Here is a 16226-nt window from a genome sequence, read left to right on the forward strand (position 1 = left end):
GTTGCGCATGGGCGTCGGTCCCGCATCGGCTGCCGACGCGGGAATCGGCCTAATCCTCGCCGAGCGCCGACACTGCGGCCCTCAGCGCCAGCAGATAGCTTTGGACGCCGAAGCCGCAAATCTGCCCGCTGACGATCTCGGCCAGGACGGAGTGATGCCGGAACGGCTCGCGTGCATGAATGTTGGACATGTGCAGTTCGACGATCGGGCACGTGAGGATCGCAAGGGCATCGCGAATGCCGTAGCTGTAATGCGTCCACGCCCCCGCGTTGATCAGCACCGCATCCTGGCGTTCCTCGAAAGCGCGATGAATGCGCTCGCACATCGCGCCCTCGCTGTTTGTCTGGAACGATTCCACCTGTACACCCAGTTCCGTCGCGAGCCCTTGCAGCCGCGCATCGATCTGCGCGAGCGTGATCGTCCCGTACTGTGCCGGATCGCGCTTGCCGAACATGTTGTGATTGATGCCGTGCAGCATCAGGATCTTCTTCATGTGGATCTCCATCGCGTGTTCAATCAAACGGCACGGCCAGCCGATCGATCACCGAACTGGTCCTGGGGCGTACGCCGCGCCACCACGCGAACGCTTCGGCCGCCTGCTCGACCAGCATGCCGACGCCATCCGCGATCCCGTGCACCCCGGCATTTTTCGCGAGCCGGAGAAACGGCGTCAGCCGCTTGCCGTATGCAAGTTCGTAGGCCGTGCCGGCCGGACTGAACACGCTCGGCGGGACCGGCGGCAGGTCGCCGGTCAGGCTGGCCGACGTCGCATTGACGACCAGGTCGAAACGCCCCATCCGCGCGAGGTCTGCGTAGCCGCTGGCAACGAGCGAACCGCGTCCGGCAACCTGCGCGGCGAGTGCGCGCGCCTTGTCGACGTCGCGATTCGCGATGACCAGTTCAGCCGGTCCGGCTTCGAGGAACGGCAAAAGCGCGCCGCGTGCCGCGCCGCCTGCACCGAGCACCAGTACACGCTTGCCGGCCATCGGCAGATGGAGGTTCGCTTCGATATCGCGAACCAGTCCGATGCCGTCGAAGTTGTCCGCCAGGATACGGCCGCCGTCGAACTTGAGCGCGTTGGCCGCGCCCGCGAGCATCGCGCGCTCGCTGCGTTCGTCCGACATCGCGAACGCATCGAGCTTGAACGGCGCGGTAACGTTGATGCCCTTGCCGCCGCCCTCGAAAAACGCACGGACCGCGACAGCGAAAGCGCCTGCCGGCTCGACGGGCCCCTCGATCGCCGTATAGCTGATGTCCTGCCGCGTTTCTTGCGCGAAGAGACCGTGAATCAGTGGGGATTTCGTGTGTCCGATCGGATTGCCGATCACCGCGTATTGGTCGGTCATCATTGGCTCGCTTTTGAATAGAGAACGCCATCGGCCTGCATCGCGTCGATTTCGGCCGAATCGAACCCGAGGGAAAGAGCAATTTCCGCGTTGTGCTGCCCGAGATCGGGCGCGACGTCGCGAATCGTCGTATCGCAATCGGAAAACCGGAACGGCAGGTTGGGCAGGCGCAGCGTCCCGTAGCGCGGATGCTGTTGCTCGACGACCATGCCTCTGGCCTGGATCTGCGGATCGTTCAACACCTCGTCGATGCGCTGCACCTTCGCGCAGGGAACGTCGATGCCGTCCAGCAGATCCAGTACCGACGCGACGGAACGCGCGGCCACCCACGGCTCGACCACGGACAGGATCTCCGCGCGGTGCGCGTTGCGCCCGGTGCTGTCGTGAAACCGCGTGTCGGCGCCGAAGCTTGCCGGGCCGCCGTGCGTCGCGATCAGCTCGGCAAAGCGCTTCCACGCGTCGTCGACTTGCGCGGCGATCACGAGATCGCCGTCCGCGGCGCGGAACACGCCATAGAGCGTCGAGGTCGGCATGTCGTGCCCCGTCTGCTCGGGCAGCACGCCTTTCAGCGTGTAGCACTGCACCGCATATTCGTGCATCGATACCAGCGTGTCGTACAGCGCCATGTCGACGTGTTGCCCGCGGCCGCTCTTCACGCGCCCCAGCAGCGCGGCGTTGATGGCCGCGACCGCATGAATGCCGGTGTACATATCGCCGAGCGAGATGCGCAGCAACGGCGGCCGCTCGCCCGGCGTGCCGACCATCTGCATGATTCCGCTCTTGGCTTCCGCGATCAGCCCGAAGCCTGCGCGATGCGCATCGGGACCGGTATGCCCGTACGCCGAAATCGAACAGTAGACGAGGCCCGGATTGCGCGCCGACAGTTCGGCATAGCCGAGCCCGAGCTTGTCCAGCGCGCCCGGCCGATAGTTCTCGATGAACACGTCGGCCGAGTCGCACAGGCGCTGCATGAACGCCTTGCCGCGCGCGTCCTTCATGTTGACGCTCACGCCGCGCTTGCCCATGTTGAGCTGCAGGAAGTAGCCGCTTTGCTGGTCGTCGAGCACGGTCGCGTGCTGGCGTCCGGCGTCGCCCGAGCCGGGCCGCTCGACCTTGATGACTTCGGCGCCGAGCGCCGCGAGACAGCGCCCGACATACGGACCGGCAAGGAAGTGGCTGTAGTCGACGACGCGAATGCCTTCGAGTGGGCGGGCCTGCATTACAGTGCCTCCGGGCGGCGCGGCACCATCAGGCGATGCTCGCCGTGCTGAACGACCTGACCGTCCTGATTGATCAGCTCCGACGGCAGCACCACGATGCCCCAGCCCGGGCGGCTCTTGCTGGCCCGCATCGAGCCGACGCGGAACTTCACGTGCAGCACGTCGCCGACCTTGATCGGCAGCAGGAAATCCCACGTCCAGCCGAGCGACATGCCCGGCAGAAAGCGATAGTCGCTCTGCGTCTTCAGGCCGTCGGCGATGGACAAGCCGAACAGCCCGTGCGCGACGAGGCACCCGAAATGGCTCGCGTTCGCGTATTCCTCGTCCACGTGGACGGGCGTATGGTCGCCGGTGAGGTCGGCGTACGCGAGAATGCGCTCCTTGGTCACGATGTAGCTCGGACTCGTGCACACGTCACCCTCGCGGGCGTCGTCCCAGTATTTTTCGACGATCGTCATGGTCACGCCTCCGCGCGCGGGTTGATCGCCAGCGCCTGCGCGACGCAGGAAGCCGGCCGGGCCTGGATCAGTTCGACGGCAAGCCCGTCGGGCAGGCGAAGCCAGTTCCGCCCCTGCGGCATTTCCGTCACGCCGAATCGTTGTGCCGCGGCAAGCGCGGCCTCCAGGTCTTCGCACATCACGCCGAGGTGGGCGAGGCGGCCTTCCGGGCCATCGTGTTCCGGCGCGTGGATGAACTGCAGGCCGCCGAGCGTCCAGTACTGCCGCGGCGCGTCGAGCGTGCCGTCCACTTCGCGCAGAGTCATGCCGAGCACTTCCTCGAAGAAACGGATGTGCCAGCGGATGTCCTTCACCCAGATCGCAACGTGTTCGAGATAGGCTTTCGGGGCATTCATGCGGCGGCCTCCTGCCGTTGGCGATCGGCCATTGCGCGTTCCAGCCCCTTGATGCAGGCGACGAGCGTTGCATTCACCGGGGTCGGCACGCCGTAGCGCTGCCCCCAGCGCACGACCGAACCGTTGATGAAGTCGATTTCGGTGATCGAGCCCTTTTCCAGGCTTTGCAGCATCGACGTCTTGAAGGCTGCGGGCAGCCCCTCGGCGGCGAGCGTCCATGCCTGTTCGGGATCGGTCATCGACAGCTTGACGCCGGCTGCCTGCGCGGCCGCGATCGCCTCGGCCACGGCCGCGAGCGACGTCGCCTTCAGCAGCGGTTCGTCGTAAAGCTGCCCGTAGGTGAGGCCGGTAAGGCCCGTCAGCGCGCCCGTCGCGACATTCACCAGCAGCTTGTCCCACATCGTGCCGACGATGTTGTCGCTGATCGTCGTGGCCAGGCCGGCGGCATCGAACGCGGCGGCGATCGCCTGTACGCGCGGTGTAATGCGGCCGTCGAGTTCGCCGATATAGGTGTACTTGCCGATCACGCCGGATTCGATATGGCCCGCGCCGCGCAGCACGCCGCCGACGTAGGTCTTGCCCGCGAGGACGCGCTCGCGGCCGACGACGTCGATCAGGATGTCCTCGTGTCCGAGGCCGTTCTGCAGCGACAGCACGGCGGTATCCGGCCCCACCAGCGATTGGGCGCCGCGGATGGCCGCATCGGTGTGGAACGACTTGACCAGCACCACCACCAGGTCGGCCACGCCGACGTCGGCAGCCCGAGTCGTCGCGTGGACGCGTACGTGGCGGGTGCCGCCGGCGTCGTCGACGCGCAGGCCGTCGCGGCTCATCGCATCGACGTGCGCGGGCGAGCGGTCGATCAGCCAGGTCTCATGGCCGCCTTGGGTGAGGGTGGCGCCGATCGCACAGCCCAGCGCGCCAGCGCCCAGAATTGCTATTTTCAATGGCTTCTCCTTTGTCGACCAGAGTTGGCGCTTTGGCGCCTTACTCTGGTCCCATGCAAAGCTGACGTATGGCCTCACGATAGGAGTCGCCGTTCATGCCGACAATACAATGGATACAATGTCGTCATTGCGATGGACAATAACGCCATGATGCCCGCCGACCTGCCCGACCTGAAGCTGCTTCAGCTTTTCGATCTCCTGTACGACGTGCGCAGCGTCACGCGCGTAGCCGAGCAACTGGGCCAGAGCCAGCCGACGGTCAGCATCTGGCTCGGGCACTTGCGGGAATACCTGCACGATCCGCTCTTCATCCGAACGCCCGGCGGCATGGCGCCGACGCCGCAAGCCGACGCGCTGATCGGGCCATGCCGGGAAATTCTCGAGTCGCTGCGGCGCTTCACCGCGTGGGAAATCGCGTTCGATCCTGCGACAGCCCAGAGACGGTTTCGCATCTGCATGACCGACGCGAGCCACATCACGCTGCTTCCGCGGCTGCTGGCCCACGTCCGGGCGCAGGCGCCCGGCGTCCGGCTGGAAGCCGCACGGATCGACGGCAATACGGAACGCGCGCTCGAATCCGGCGAAGCCGATCTGGCGATCGGCTATGTGCCGTGGCTAGGCGGCGGCATTTATCAGCAGAAGCTGTACGACCAGGACTGGGTATGTCTGGCCAACCGGCATCACCCGAGGATTCGCGGTCGCCTCGGGGCAAAGCAGTATCGTTCGGAAGGACATGTCGCCATTACGGCGGGAACGGGCGCACAACTCCTCGAGCAGGCGCTGCGACAGGCGCGCATCGAGCGCGACGTGGTGCTGGAGTTGCCGGGTTTTCTGGGTTTGGGTGCGATCGTCCAGACGACCGACCTGATCACGACGCTACCCCGTCATATCGGCCAGACACTGGCTCAGGCCAGCGATCTGGCGGTTCATGCGTGCCCGATCCCGGTTGACGGGTTTGCGGTACGGCAGCATTGGCATGCGCGCTATCACCATGAGGCGGGCAACCGGTGGCTGCGCGGCGTCGTGATTCGATTGTTCGGTGCATCGCATTGACGGGTATTCGCGACGCCTGCCCGGTGACAATTTCAATGCGCAGCGCGCGAGCTCACGAATTCATACGGTTTCGCGTCTCTCCGTCGTCAACGACCGGTGAAAAACCGGTGACGAATGTATTTTCCGCTACGGTGACGCTCGGCTTTCGACCGGCGCGCTAGGTCCGCCGGACATACCGCTCCGAAACGACTGAGCGTTGCTGGATCCATGCGACGGCAAGCTCCAGCGCTTCATCGCGTGCCTCCTGGGCGTTGGCGAAGTCCCCATCGACCTGCTGCCGCGCCGAAACAATTTGTTACAACGAGCCGTTTTCACGCCCTCTTGAAGCGCGCGATGGGCGCCACTATTTCGCAATCCGCCAGACATCGGCTCGGCTGCACCGCGGCGTTCCGCGCGCCCCGGTACCCGCAGCCGGATTCCCTCATTGGTGATCCTTTAATCGCTCAGGAGATGGAAATGCAGATTCGTCCCCTCTACGACCGGGTTATCGTCAAGCGAATCGAGACGCAGCGGACGACGGCTTCGGGCATCGTGATACCCGATTCCGCGGCAGAAAAACCAGAACAAGGCGAAGTCGTCGCAGCCGGCAGCGGCCGGCTGCTGCAGGATGGAGCGCCGCATCGATTGCCGGGCTGACCCTGACGACGGATGCAACGGCTGCCGAAGCGCCGAAGGACGAAAAGCCGGTGCAGTCCGCCACACCGGAACTCGAGTACTGACCCGGCAGCGGGTCGTGCATGCGCCGGCCAACAGTCGCGGCCGGCGCAACGCGTTCGGCGCCGCACGCTGTCCTCGTAATGCGGCGCCGCCTTTTTCCGGAAACCAACATGAAACTCGAACTTCGCATTGACGCAAAGCCGCTCGACATTGAGCTCGACGACGTCGTGGCAGGACTGCTGACCGCCCGGCTTAACCTGCCCGCAGGCGCCGACAACAAGGACGCACTTGCGCGCTACCTCAGCGAAAAGGGCGAGCCCTGGAGTCTCGACGAGGAGCACATGCGCAGGCGCATACTTCGCCGGCTAATTCTGGATATCGCAGACCCGGCGCTGGTCATCCGCCATCTCATGGCTGACGAGTGAACTTGCATGACCAGCCAGGACGGGGCCGTGGCGACATAGGCCCGTGTCTCGACTGTCTTGCTGTCCCGCAGAATCGGACATCACGATGCCCGGCGATGCTCGCTCGTCTGTTCGCTCATCGATTCGGCTTCCCGCTGGCGTGCTCGGAATCGACTACCTCAAGTTTTTACAACTTTCAGTTGACGACGAGCTTCTCGGCAAGGCGTCACTCGGCGACGAAGCGCTCGAGGAAGCCATGAGCGCCATCCGCGTTGGTTCAATGCGCGCGGCACGGCCGGCAATGAGGGTCTTCTTTGATGGCTGCCGGTTCTGGCTCGCCAGTCACTTTCACCGCTATGAGGCGGCCCGCCGTCTCGGTGCCCGTCATCAGGAATTCTGGTGCGAGATTAGGCCAGGTCCAAAGGACGACGCAGTGCAATATGCGTCGAGCGTTTCCGGCTTCATGCATTTCCGCCACGACGCTTCCACATCGGCTGGCTGACCGTCATCGATGGATTCGTTGCGTTCGTTGCCCATGGCGAGCCGCGTTTGTCGGGTTTGCTCACATCGTGTTCAGGCGGGTGGCCGCAGACACCTTTCTGCGTCTCGAAAGGCGGAAGACAGACGCGAGTGGAACGGAAACCACCCGCTAACAACACGGCCCGTCTGGATCCACGGCGGTATCAGATACGGCAATGGCCCCGACGAGCGCTCGCATGGCCGTCCGCTACGCCGCATCGCCACGCCGTGCGCATCGCGCGCCGACGCTCAGCAGCGCAACGCCGAGCGTGGCCGCCCATTCGGTCGAGCATGGCATCGCGTCCGCGGCACCCGCCAAGCCGCCTGCCATATCCGGTGGCGCGGCCGGTTCGGCCTGCAGGCGGTCGACCATCTGCCGGAATCCGGCATCGCGCAGCGCGTACAGATGGACCTCGACCCACAGCGGGAAACATTCCCAGCCGGCGGCAATGTCCGCGTAGTCGGCGACCGTACGAGAACCGCAACGCGCGCGCGTCGCCGGCCGCACCTTCGTCAGCAGTCGATCGCGGTCGCGACGCAGGATCTCGATCAACAGCTCGCGCTTGTGCGCGAAGTTCGCATAGAACGCGCCGCGCGTGTAACCCGCGCGCCCGGCGATATCCTCGACGGTCGTATCGGCCAAGCCCTTCGCGATGAAGCATTCGCGAGCGGCGGCGATAAGCCGTTCGCGGGTGTCGAGCCGGCGTTGCTCGCGGGAGAGGCGTGAGGGTTTCATCCTGTGCGGTCTGTGCGGTGGAATTGACTGATGCGGCGCAATATCGCGCCACGCGAAATGTCATGTCGACCCGGGCGCTGGAACGAATAGACGAGATCCAGATGCGTGACGAGCGGATTCGCGACGTCGCGCTTTTCGCATTGGTGGTCAGCGTCGTCGACATCGGGATGTACATCGCAAGTCAACGCCAAGATGCTCGCCCGGCGCGACATGGAAGCCGGCTTCGAACGCCGGGTTCCATGTCGCCCGTCCGACGACCGGGTCGCGCAGCCCGATCCGCCGGCGCCGGCGTCGACCGGCGCGACCGCAACGCCGCCTTCGACCAATGCGGCGCACGATATCGGCCGGCGGCGCGGCGGACGCTGAAGCAGCAGGTCGCATTCGTGGCAGGCGACCAGGTTGTCGGATTTCATCGGGTCTCGATCATGCGGGTCATGAAGGCCCGGCGCCGCGCGACGCACGGTACGCCGGGCATCGGGCTTCGAGATTGCGGACCGGTGCGGCCCGAACGCGCGCGGCCGGTCCATCGACGCAAGCAGCGGCTATTGCCGCGCCGCGACCGTCGTGCCGGTGTCGGGCGGCAGTTCGCCCATTGCCTGCAGCAACGCCGCCGTATCGGTCATCCGTCGGCTCGCGGCACGCACCGCATCGAGCTCCGCGCTCAGATAGCGCTGCTCGCCCGACCGTTGCGCGGACATCGGAACGGCACCCAATGTGCGGCGTTGCGCCGTTTCGTGGAAGGCCTCGCCGGCCGCGCGCGCCGCGCGTTCGTTCGCGGCCAGCGCTTGCGCGTCGTTGTCCAGCGCGGCGAGCGAATCGGCGACGTCGCCGAATGCGGACAGCACCGCCGCCTTGTACTGCAGCACTGCGGCGTCGTACGCGTCGCGCGACGCCCGCCGGTGAGCCAGCAGCGCACCGCCGTGGAAGATCGGCTGCGACAGCCCGGCGCCGACGGCCCACAGCCCGCCCGCGCCCGACAACAGCGCTGGCCAGCTGAAGCCGCCGCGCCCCATCGTCGCCGTGAGCGACAGGCTCGGGAACAACTGGGCGGTCGCCTCGCCGACGTCCGCCGATGCCGCCTTCACGGCTGCCGCGGCCGCGCGGATGTCAGGGCGTGCCTTCAGCAGGTCGGACGGCACGACCACGGGCACGTGTTCCGGCAGCGACAGCCCGGTGAAGGAGGGGACCGGCGGCGGCGTATCGGGCGTGCGGCCCAGCAGGATCGCCAGCGCGTGAACCGCGCTCGCACGTTGCTGGCGCAGCGGCGGCAGCGTCGCGGCAAGCGACGCCGCGCCCTGCGTCGACGCCAGCGCCTCCACGTGGGACACCGCGCCGAGCGCGTAACGCTGCTGGTCTTCGAGTGCGGATGCCTCGGCGACGGCGGCCAGGCGCTCCGTCAGCAGGATCTGGCGGTCGAGCGTCGCGGCGCGGATGGCGGTGCCGACGATGTTGGCCGCCAGCGCACGCCTTGCCGCTTCGAGCTCGCAACCGCGCGCGTCGACGCGCGCGGCGCTCGCGTCGTTCGCATATCGCGTGGCGCCGAACAGGTCGAAGGTGTAATGCGCCTGCAGTTGTCCGACGAAGACGTTGTAGCGCAGGCTTTGCGCGCCTGCGCCGGAGATGTCCGGCGTGCGCGTGCGGGCCGCCTGCGCGTTCGCGTCGATCGACGGCAGCGTCGATGCGCCGATCTGCGCGCGCAGTTCCTCCTGCGCGGCGGCGAGCGTCTTTTCCGCCGCGGCCAGCGTCGGATTTGCGCGCAGGCCTTCGTCGACCAGCGCGTCGAGCGCGCTGGAGCGATACAGGCGCCACCATTGCGGGACGGGCGCGGCGCCGACGTCGAATTGCTGCGCGACGCCTGCCGCTTCGGCGGTGCGCGGCGCCTGAGGCGTCGCGCCGTAGTGCGCCGGCGACGGCATCGCGGGCGGCGTGCTGCTCGGGGCCATTGCACAGCCGCTCAGGCCGAGCGCTGCGCTCGCGGCGAGCACCGATGTGATACGGGGGAAATTCATCAGCATGTCTCCGAGGACGCGACGTCCATCGCGCGCGACTCGCGTTCGTCGCTGCGCACCTTGAAGCACGTCGCATAGAGGGCCGGCAGGAAGAAGATGGTCAGCACCGTCGCGATCGTGATGCCGCCCATCAGCGCGGTGGCCATCGGGCCGAAGAAGCCGGAACGCAACAGCGGAATCAGCGCGAACACGGCGGCGGCGGCAGTCAGCATGATCGGCCGGAAGCGGCGCACGGTCGCGCCCACGATCGCGGCGAAGCGCGGCTGCCCGGCCGCGATGTCCTGGTCGATCTGATCGACCAGGATCACGGAATTGCGCATGATGATCCCGAACATCGCGATCACGCCGAGCAGCGCGACGAAGCCGAACGGCTTGCCGAACAGCAGCAGCGCCGCGACCACGCCGATCAGGCCGAGCGGGGCCGTCAGCACGACGATGAAGGTGCGCGAGAAGCGCTTCAGCTGGATCATCAGCAGCGTCAGCACCGCGATGATCATGAGCGGCATCTGCGCGTTGATCGACGTCTGGCCCTTCATGCTCTCCTCGGCTGCACCGCCGATCTCGATCCGGTAACCGGCCGGCAGCGTGGCGCGCAGCGTCGCCAGGGCGCTGTCGATGTCGCGCGTCACGCCGATGCTCGGCGCTTCGCCACGGACGTCGGCCTGCACCGTGACGGTCGGCTGGCGGTCGCGTTCCCAGATCACGCCGTATTCGAGCGTGTCGCGCACGTGGCCGATCGTGCCGAGCGGCACCGGGCCGTGCGGCGTCGGGATCGCCAGGCCGGCGAGCCTGGACGGGTCGATGCGTTCGCTCTTCGGCGCACGCAGGTCGACGTCGATCAGCTTGTCGCGCTCGCGATACTGCGTGACCGTATAGCCGGACAGCGTCATCGCGAGAAAACCCGACACATCTTGCGACGTCACGCCGAGCTGGCGCGCCTTCAGTTGATCGATTTCGAACGACACCGATCGCTCCGCCGGCTCGTCCCAGTCGAACTGCACGTTGCGCGTGCGGGCATCGGCACGCACCTTGTCCGCCACTTTTTCGGCGATGCCGCGGACGGTCGCGATGTCGTCGCCGCTCACGCGGAACTTGATCGGAAAGCCGACGGGCGGCCCGTTTTCGAGGCGCGCGACGCGCGTGCGCACGGTCGGGAAGCGGCTTGCAAGCGTCGATTCGAGCCAATGCGACAAGCGGTCGCGCGATTCGACGTCCTTGGCCGTGATCACGAACTGCGCGAAGTTCGGCTGCTGGAGCCGCTGGTCGAGCGGCAGGTAGAAGCGCGGCGCGCCGGTGCCGACGAAATCGACGACGTGATCGATTTCTGCCCGGCCATCGAGTACCTTCTCGAGCCGCCTGGCCTCACGCAGTGTCGCGTCGAACGACGCGCCTTCCGGCAAGCGCATGTCGACCAGCAGTTCCGGCCGCTCCGAATTCGGGAAAAACTGCTGCGGCACGCGCGTGAATGCCGCCATCGCGATCGCGAACAGCACACCCGTTACGCCCAGCACCACCCAGCGGCGCTCGATGCACGCCGAGATCCATCCGGACAGCCGCCGGTAAAAGCCCGTTTCATAAACGTCCTGCCCATGTGCATGAGCGTCGTGATGCTGCTCGGGCAGCATGTGGTAGCCGAGCAGCGGCACCAGCACGACGGCCGCGAACCACGACACGATCAGCGAGATCGCGGATACCTCGAAGATCGACCGCGTGTATTCGCCGGTGCTCGATTTCGCGAGCGCGATCGGCAGGAAGCCCGATACCGTGACGAGCGTGCCGGTCAACATCGGGAACGCCGTGCTCGTATACGCGAATGCCGCGGCGCGTGTCCGGCTCCAGCCCTGCTCGAGCTTCACCGCCATCATTTCGACGGCGATGATCGCATCGTCCACCAACAGCCCCAGCGCGAGCACCAGCGTGCCGAGCGACACCTTGTCGAGGCCGATGCCGAACGCGTGCATGCACAGTGCCGTCACGGCGAGCACGATCGGAATCGTGATGACGACGACCATGCCGGTGCGCAGGCCCAGCGACACGAGGCTGACGACGAGCACGATCGCGACGGCTTCGCCGACCGCTTCGACGAAGTCGTCCACCGAGTGCTTGACGGCATGCGGCATGCTCGACACCGCGGTCAGCTTCAGACCGGCCGGCAAGCCGGCCTGCAACTCGCTTGCCTTTGCATCGAGCGCCTTGCCGAGGTCGATCACGTCACCGCCTTTTTGCATCGTGATGCCGATGCCGAGCACCGAGTGACCGTTCGTACGCATCTGCGTGACGGGCGGATCGTCGTAGCCGCGCGTGACCTTCGCGACGTCGCCGAGCCGGAACGTCCGGGCGTTCACCGTGATCAGCATGTCGGCGAGCGCCTGCGTGTCCTTGAATGCGCCGCCCGGTCGTACGAACACGCGATCGTCGGCCGTCGTGACCGTGCCTGCCGGGGCGACGGCGTTTTGCGCGTCGATGGCCTGCGCGAGCTGCTGCGGCGTGATCGCGAGTCGCGTCAGCTGCGCGTTCGAGATCTCGACGAACACGTGCTGGGCGGGGTCGCCGAAGTAGTCGACCTTCGCGACGCCCGGCACGCGCAGCAGCACGGTGCGCAGCTTGTCCGCGTAATCGTGCAGCTGCGCGGGTGAATAGCCGTCGCCTTCGAGCGCATAGATGTTGGTATAGACGTCGCCGAATTCGTCGTTGAAGAACGGGCCGACGGTGCCCTTCGGCAGCGTCGGCCGGATGTCGCCGACCTTCTTGCGCACCTGATACCAGGTTTCCGGCACCTGGTCGACGGGTGCTGAATCCTTCATCGCAAAGAAGATCATCGATTCGCCGGGGCGCGAATAGCTCTTGATGTTATCGACGTACGGTGCGGCCTGGAGCTGGCGGCCGATCCGGTCAGTGACCTGTTCCTGCACTTCGCGCGCCGTGGCGCCCGGCCAATAGGTCTGGATCACCATCGTGCGGAACGTGAACGGCGGATCCTCCGATTGCGCGAGGCGCGTATAGCCGATCACGCCGAAGATCGTCGCGAGGCCGATCAGGAAAATCACCAGTTGCTGATGCTTCAGCGCCCACGCGGAGAGATTGAAACGGTCATCGTCGCGCGACGCGGCATCGGCTTGCGCGCCGTGGCCCCCGTCGTTCGAATGCCAGTGTTGCGGAGCATTCATGACGTGAAGTCCTCCGCATGCAGCGGCGGCACCACGCGCACGTGCTGGCCGGCGCTGACCGTATGGACGCCTTGCATCACGACGCGTTCTTCGTCCGCGAGGCCCGACGTGACGGTGATCGTGCGCTCGTCGTAGCGTCCGACCGTTACCGGGCGCAGTTCCAGCGTGTCGCTGCCTTTGCGAACGACCCAGACCGCCGGCGCTTCGCCGCGATGAAAGAGCGCCGTGGCCGGCAGGGTGATCGCACGGTCCGCGGCGGTGTCGGCGGCGCCGTCGAACGTTACGCTGGCGGTCATGCCGGAGCGCACGTCCGGGCCCGGCGAGAGCAGGGTCAGCTTCACGCGCCAGGTGCGGCTCTGCGGATCGGCGGCCGCCGCGACTTCGCGCACGCGTGCGTCGAGCACCTTGCCCGGCAGCGCCGTCAGGCTGACGTGCGCGGTGCGGCCGACCGAGAGATCGCGCAGATCGCGCTCCGAGACGTCGCAGAGGATGTCGAGGTCGCCGCTCCAGTCCAGATGAAACACCGCCTGGCCGGGCTCGACGTTCTGCCCGGTATCGGCATCCTCCGACGTGATGACGCCGTCGTGATCCGCGACTAGCGTCGCGTAGCGCAGGTGATCCTCCGCGAGCGCTATTTGTGCGAGCGCGGAATCGCGTTGCGCGACCGCCGATGCATACGCGTCCTGCGTTGTCTCGAGCTGCGCGGGCGCGATCAGGTTGGCCTGAGCCTGGGCGCGGTCGCGATCCAGTTGTTGCTTTGCGTAGGTGACGCGGTGCTCGGCGGCATCGAGCTGTGCGCGCGCGTTCAGCAAAGTGTTGTGCAGATCGGCCGGATCGAGCATCGCGAGGGCCTGGCCGGCCTTGACGGCGTCGCCGATTCTCACGCGCCGCTCGACGATCTTGCCGCCGACCCGGAACGACAACGGCGTCGAATATCGCGCCTGAACCTGCGCGGGCAGCACGCGCTGCACTGCGCCGTTGTCCGGATGAACCGGTAGCGCGACCACCGGTTGCAGTTCGGGCGCCGGGGCCTCATGCGAGTGGCAAGCCGCGAGAAGAATCGCACAGCAGGCGAACGCGATCGGGGCGCGCCGAAGCGGCGGCACGATGCGTGTCAGAAACGGGCGCGTTGAAGTCCGCGCGTCAAGACCGGGTGATTTCACGATGTTTCCAAGACAAATGAGGGGCCAACTGAAAAGGGTTCGGCGACCACGGCGGGTCGCACCGGTTTATGCAGGCGCGCGCGAGCGTCTCCGTCGACGGTGCGCATGACGATCAATCAGTACTACGACGTTTGAGGTGCAGTTCGTCCCGATTGCCGACATGGCACGGCTTGCGCACGGCGATGGCCAACGAGCGTGCCGACGGGGCCGTCCGCACGTCCCCGACGCTCGCTACCGTGGGTCCGCCACAGTGTCTGCACAGGAACCGGTTCTGTGATTTCGAGATTAGACTCATAACTGATAATGTTGTCAAGTATGAGCGAGCAATCTAGAATTGCGCCATGCAGAAAATTCTTTTGGAAGGGGAAGGCGCGCTCGTGGACGACAAACCGGTCCGGCCGCGTCGCCCGAATGCGTCAGCGGGCGGCGCGGAGCAGCGCCAACCGCGCGGTGCCCGGCGCAAGCAGGCGACACGTATGCGCTTGCTGCGGGCGGCGTTCGGCCTGATGGCGGAAAAGGGCAGGGACAACGTCGCGATCAGCGAGATCACCGAGGCGGCGGATGTGGGGTTCGGCTCGTTTTACTACCACTTCGAATCGAAGGACGGCCTCTTCGCCGCGCTGACGGAATGGGTGTTCGACGATTTCGCGGACGAGCTCGAGCGTCTTGCGAGCGGTTTGTCGGATCCGGCCGAGGTCGTGTCGGTTTGCGTGCGTCACACGCTGATGCGCGCGCGCCGCGAGCGGCTCTGGGGGCAGTTTCTGGTGCGGGAGGGTTTCTCGGTGCGCGCGCTCGACCACGGGCTGGGCCAGCGCTTGCGGCGGGACAGCGAGCGCGGAATCGCGGCACGCCGCTTCGTCGTCGGCGATCCGTTCATGAGCGTGCTCGCGATGACGGGGACGATCCTGGCGGCGATCGCGGCGGAGTCCTACGCGGCGGACACGGCTGCGGGCGGGGCGAGGAAGCCGGTGGGAGACGAGGGCCGGCTCCCCGAGCGGGCCGCGGCGATGGTATTGCAGACGCTCGGCCTGACGCGCGCCGAGGCAAAGGACGTGGCGAACCGACCATTGCCGCCCGGCGACTTCACCGCTGCGAAGAGCGGTTGACGATCGGTTGCCGCCGACGCAGGTCCGGTCGATCCGCTCATCGAGGTCGCGGCGCCGGCCTGCCGCCGGAGCCGATTGCATGCTGCCGCGCGCTGTCCGCGGCGACGTCGGCACGTCGCGCGCGGACAATGCGCGCCTGCGTTGTCGATCAACGCTTCAGAACTTGTACGTCGCGCCGGCCATCCCATAGTAGTTGCTGCGCGTCTGGACGATCGGGCTGTCGCCGTAGCGCCCTAGCAACCGCGTGAAGCCGCTGCTCGCGTGCACCGACCAGTGCCGCGACGCCGCCCAGTTCCACGCAAGCGACAGCGTCGCGCTGTCGACCCCGCCGCTCGTCGAGTACGGCCTGAATCCGCTGGCCGTCGACTGCGCATCGGTCACGCCGTAGAAGGTCTGCATGTAGCGCCCCGTGCCCGCATGCACGCTGCCCGTCAACACGACATCGTGCCGTCCGGCCGCGAACACGGGCACCGCGAGATCGACATGGCCGGACAAGCCGCGCGACGTGTGCGTGACCGGAGCATCGACCGTGACGCTCAATTCGCCGCCATCCAGCAGCTTCGCACCTGCCCGCATGCTGACGACCACCGCGCCCGGAATCCGGCCCATCCCCTTCAGATGGTCCGAACCCGGCAGGTCGAAACGATTTTCGTCGGTACGGCCTGCGGCGTAACCCACGGCCGCCGACACGAACGCACCGCTCGGCAGGTTCAGCCGGTAGCCTGCGCCGGCGCTGGTGTCGATGAAGAAGCCGTTGCCGAACATCGCGGAGAACGAGGGCGCGACGACGGCGCGATACTGGTTGCTGCCCGGATAGCGTGGGGCGAAGCCGCCGCCGAGCGAAATCGCGTACTGGTTTTCGGCGTGAGCCAACGTGGCGAGCGTCAGGCTGGCAAGCGGCATGCAATAGCGGAAGGAGCGGAGGGATGGACGCACAATTTCGGGACCAGAGTGGCGGAGCCCGAAGTCTAAGTTCGACCGCGTGGCGCGACTGTCCGGAATCTGCGGTGAATGTGTGTTCAATTGTGATCGATTGTTCCCGACTG

16 protein-coding genes and 2 pseudogenes are annotated in these 16226 nt (G+C 66.6%); 6 read left to right on the forward strand and 12 right to left on the reverse strand.

The features are described from left to right. Window positions 1–49 precede the first annotated feature (49 nt). Genes aroQ through ABFO07_RS32975 form a run of 6 tightly spaced genes read right to left on the reverse strand, consistent with a single transcriptional unit; the run spans window position 50 to window position 4366 of the window. Window positions 50–493 carry a type II 3-dehydroquinate dehydratase gene (gene aroQ, locus ABFO07_RS32950; protein ID WP_059997082.1) on the reverse strand — a complete coding sequence of 148 codons (444 nt, stop codon included), beginning with the start codon at window positions 491–493 and terminating at the stop codon, window positions 50–52. Between the two features lie 19 nt (window positions 494–512). Next, on the reverse strand, window positions 513–1346 hold the full coding sequence (gene aroE, locus ABFO07_RS32955; RefSeq protein WP_059558164.1) for a shikimate dehydrogenase: 834 nt from the start codon (window positions 1344–1346) through the stop codon (window positions 513–515). Then, the gene (locus ABFO07_RS32960; RefSeq protein WP_059959404.1) at window positions 1346–2566 is read right to left on the reverse strand and encodes a CaiB/BaiF CoA transferase family protein; all 1221 of its coding nucleotides are present in this window, start codon (window positions 2564–2566) and stop codon (window positions 1346–1348) included. The genes aroE and ABFO07_RS32960 overlap by 1 nt, the downstream gene beginning before the upstream one ends. Further along, window positions 2566–3024 carry a MaoC family dehydratase gene (locus ABFO07_RS32965; protein ID WP_059880365.1) on the reverse strand — a complete coding sequence of 153 codons (459 nt, stop codon included), beginning with the start codon at window positions 3022–3024 and terminating at the stop codon, window positions 2566–2568. Before ABFO07_RS32965 ends, ABFO07_RS32960 begins: the two co-directional genes overlap by 1 nt. A gap of 2 nt (window positions 3025–3026) precedes the next feature. Further along, window positions 3027–3419 carry a VOC family protein gene (locus tag ABFO07_RS32970; RefSeq protein ID WP_010094005.1) on the reverse strand — a complete coding sequence of 131 codons (393 nt, stop codon included), beginning with the start codon at window positions 3417–3419 and terminating at the stop codon, window positions 3027–3029. Further along, on the reverse strand, window positions 3416–4366 hold the full coding sequence (locus ABFO07_RS32975; RefSeq protein ID WP_059880362.1) for a ketopantoate reductase family protein: 951 nt from the start codon (window positions 4364–4366) through the stop codon (window positions 3416–3418). The genes ABFO07_RS32970 and ABFO07_RS32975 overlap by 4 nt, the downstream gene beginning before the upstream one ends. 132 nt (window positions 4367–4498) lie before the next feature. Between ABFO07_RS32975 and ABFO07_RS32980 the strand changes: the two genes are divergently transcribed. The 5 genes and pseudogenes from ABFO07_RS32980 to ABFO07_RS33000 all read left to right on the forward strand — a co-directional run bounded on the left by ABFO07_RS32980 (window position 4499) and on the right by ABFO07_RS33000 (window position 6982). Beyond that, window positions 4499–5419 carry a LysR family transcriptional regulator gene (locus ABFO07_RS32980; RefSeq protein WP_059805902.1) on the forward strand — a complete coding sequence of 307 codons (921 nt, stop codon included), beginning with the start codon at window positions 4499–4501 and terminating at the stop codon, window positions 5417–5419. A 456-nt stretch (window positions 5420–5875) separates the two neighbouring features. Continuing rightward, window positions 5876–6046: pseudogene (locus tag ABFO07_RS32985) on the forward strand (co-chaperone GroES); the annotation flags it as partial. Continuing rightward, window positions 6031–6138 (forward strand): annotated as a pseudogene (locus ABFO07_RS32990) (TCP-1/cpn60 chaperonin family protein); the annotation flags it as partial. The pseudogenes ABFO07_RS32985 and ABFO07_RS32990, both read left to right, overlap by 16 nt. A 108-nt stretch (window positions 6139–6246) precedes the next feature. Further along, window positions 6247–6501 carry a hypothetical protein gene (locus ABFO07_RS32995; protein ID WP_059557567.1) on the forward strand — a complete coding sequence of 85 codons (255 nt, stop codon included), beginning with the start codon at window positions 6247–6249 and terminating at the stop codon, window positions 6499–6501. An 85-nt stretch (window positions 6502–6586) separates the two neighbouring features. Continuing rightward, window positions 6587–6982: a hypothetical protein gene (locus tag ABFO07_RS33000; RefSeq protein ID WP_347469735.1), complete on the forward strand. Its 396-nt coding sequence runs from the start codon at window positions 6587–6589 to the stop codon at window positions 6980–6982. A 225-nt stretch (window positions 6983–7207) separates the two neighbouring features. Here the strand turns inward: ABFO07_RS33000 and ABFO07_RS33005 are convergent, their stop codons facing one another. The 5 genes from ABFO07_RS33005 to ABFO07_RS33025 form a co-directional block, all read right to left on the reverse strand. Continuing rightward, on the reverse strand, window positions 7208–7642 hold the full coding sequence (locus ABFO07_RS33005; RefSeq protein WP_430733088.1) for a TetR/AcrR family transcriptional regulator: 435 nt from the start codon (window positions 7640–7642) through the stop codon (window positions 7208–7210). 89 nt (window positions 7643–7731) lie between these two features. Continuing rightward, window positions 7732–8148 carry a hypothetical protein gene (locus ABFO07_RS33010; protein WP_347469737.1) on the reverse strand — a complete coding sequence of 139 codons (417 nt, stop codon included), beginning with the start codon at window positions 8146–8148 and terminating at the stop codon, window positions 7732–7734. Window positions 8149–8277: 129 nt separating this feature from the next. Then, the gene (locus ABFO07_RS33015) at window positions 8278–9744 is read right to left on the reverse strand and encodes an efflux transporter outer membrane subunit (RefSeq protein WP_347469738.1); all 1467 of its coding nucleotides are present in this window, start codon (window positions 9742–9744) and stop codon (window positions 8278–8280) included. Further along, window positions 9744–12911 carry an efflux RND transporter permease subunit gene (locus tag ABFO07_RS33020; protein WP_347469739.1) on the reverse strand — a complete coding sequence of 1056 codons (3168 nt, stop codon included), beginning with the start codon at window positions 12909–12911 and terminating at the stop codon, window positions 9744–9746. Before ABFO07_RS33020 ends, ABFO07_RS33015 begins: the two co-directional genes overlap by 1 nt. Beyond that, window positions 12908–14074, reverse strand: coding sequence for an efflux RND transporter periplasmic adaptor subunit (locus ABFO07_RS33025; protein WP_430733089.1), 1167 nt, complete (start codon window positions 14072–14074; stop codon window positions 12908–12910). Before ABFO07_RS33025 ends, ABFO07_RS33020 begins: the two co-directional genes overlap by 4 nt. A gap of 341 nt (window positions 14075–14415) precedes the next feature. Between ABFO07_RS33025 and ABFO07_RS33030 the strand changes: the two genes are divergently transcribed. Beyond that, on the forward strand, window positions 14416–15180 hold the full coding sequence (locus ABFO07_RS33030; protein WP_430733090.1) for a TetR/AcrR family transcriptional regulator: 765 nt from the start codon (window positions 14416–14418) through the stop codon (window positions 15178–15180). 156 nt (window positions 15181–15336) lie between these two features. Here ABFO07_RS33030 and ABFO07_RS33035 read toward each other — a convergent pair whose 3' ends face one another. After that, on the reverse strand, window positions 15337–16083 hold the full coding sequence (locus ABFO07_RS33035; RefSeq protein WP_124490669.1) for a MipA/OmpV family protein: 747 nt from the start codon (window positions 16081–16083) through the stop codon (window positions 15337–15339). Window positions 16084–16226 lie beyond the last annotated feature (143 nt).

Origin of the sequence: Burkholderia stagnalis (assembly GCF_039848545.1) — a bacterium.
Taxonomy (GTDB): Bacteria; Pseudomonadota; Gammaproteobacteria; order Burkholderiales; family Burkholderiaceae; genus Burkholderia; species Burkholderia stagnalis.

Excerpts from the sequence above, each read along its gene's own strand:
- ABFO07_RS33000 (WP_347469735.1), top strand. The coding sequence starts at position 6,587 with ATGCCCGGCGATGCTCGCTCGTCTGTTCGCTCATCGATTCGGCTTCCC.
- ABFO07_RS32970 (WP_010094005.1), bottom strand. The coding sequence starts at position 3,419 with ATGAATGCCCCGAAAGCCTATCTCGAACACGTTGCGATCTGGGTGAAG.
- aroE (WP_059558164.1), bottom strand. The coding sequence starts at position 1,346 with ATGACCGACCAATACGCGGTGATCGGCAATCCGATCGGACACACGAAA.
- ABFO07_RS32965 (WP_059880365.1), bottom strand. The coding sequence starts at position 3,024 with ATGACGATCGTCGAAAAATACTGGGACGACGCCCGCGAGGGTGACGTG.
- ABFO07_RS32980 (WP_059805902.1), top strand. The coding sequence starts at position 4,499 with ATGGACAATAACGCCATGATGCCCGCCGACCTGCCCGACCTGAAGCTG.
- ABFO07_RS32995 (WP_059557567.1), top strand. The coding sequence starts at position 6,247 with ATGAAACTCGAACTTCGCATTGACGCAAAGCCGCTCGACATTGAGCTC.
- ABFO07_RS33030 (WP_430733090.1), top strand. The coding sequence starts at position 14,416 with ATGCAGAAAATTCTTTTGGAAGGGGAAGGCGCGCTCGTGGACGACAAA.
- ABFO07_RS33015 (WP_347469738.1), bottom strand. The coding sequence starts at position 9,744 with ATGAATTTCCCCCGTATCACATCGGTGCTCGCCGCGAGCGCAGCGCTC.
- ABFO07_RS33035 (WP_124490669.1), bottom strand. The coding sequence starts at position 16,083 with ATGCCGCTTGCCAGCCTGACGCTCGCCACGTTGGCTCACGCCGAAAAC.
- ABFO07_RS33020 (WP_347469739.1), bottom strand. The coding sequence starts at position 12,911 with ATGAATGCTCCGCAACACTGGCATTCGAACGACGGGGGCCACGGCGCG.
- ABFO07_RS33010 (WP_347469737.1), bottom strand. The coding sequence starts at position 8,148 with ATGAAATCCGACAACCTGGTCGCCTGCCACGAATGCGACCTGCTGCTT.
- ABFO07_RS32960 (WP_059959404.1), bottom strand. The coding sequence starts at position 2,566 with ATGCAGGCCCGCCCACTCGAAGGCATTCGCGTCGTCGACTACAGCCAC.
- aroQ (WP_059997082.1), bottom strand. The coding sequence starts at position 493 with ATGAAGAAGATCCTGATGCTGCACGGCATCAATCACAACATGTTCGGC.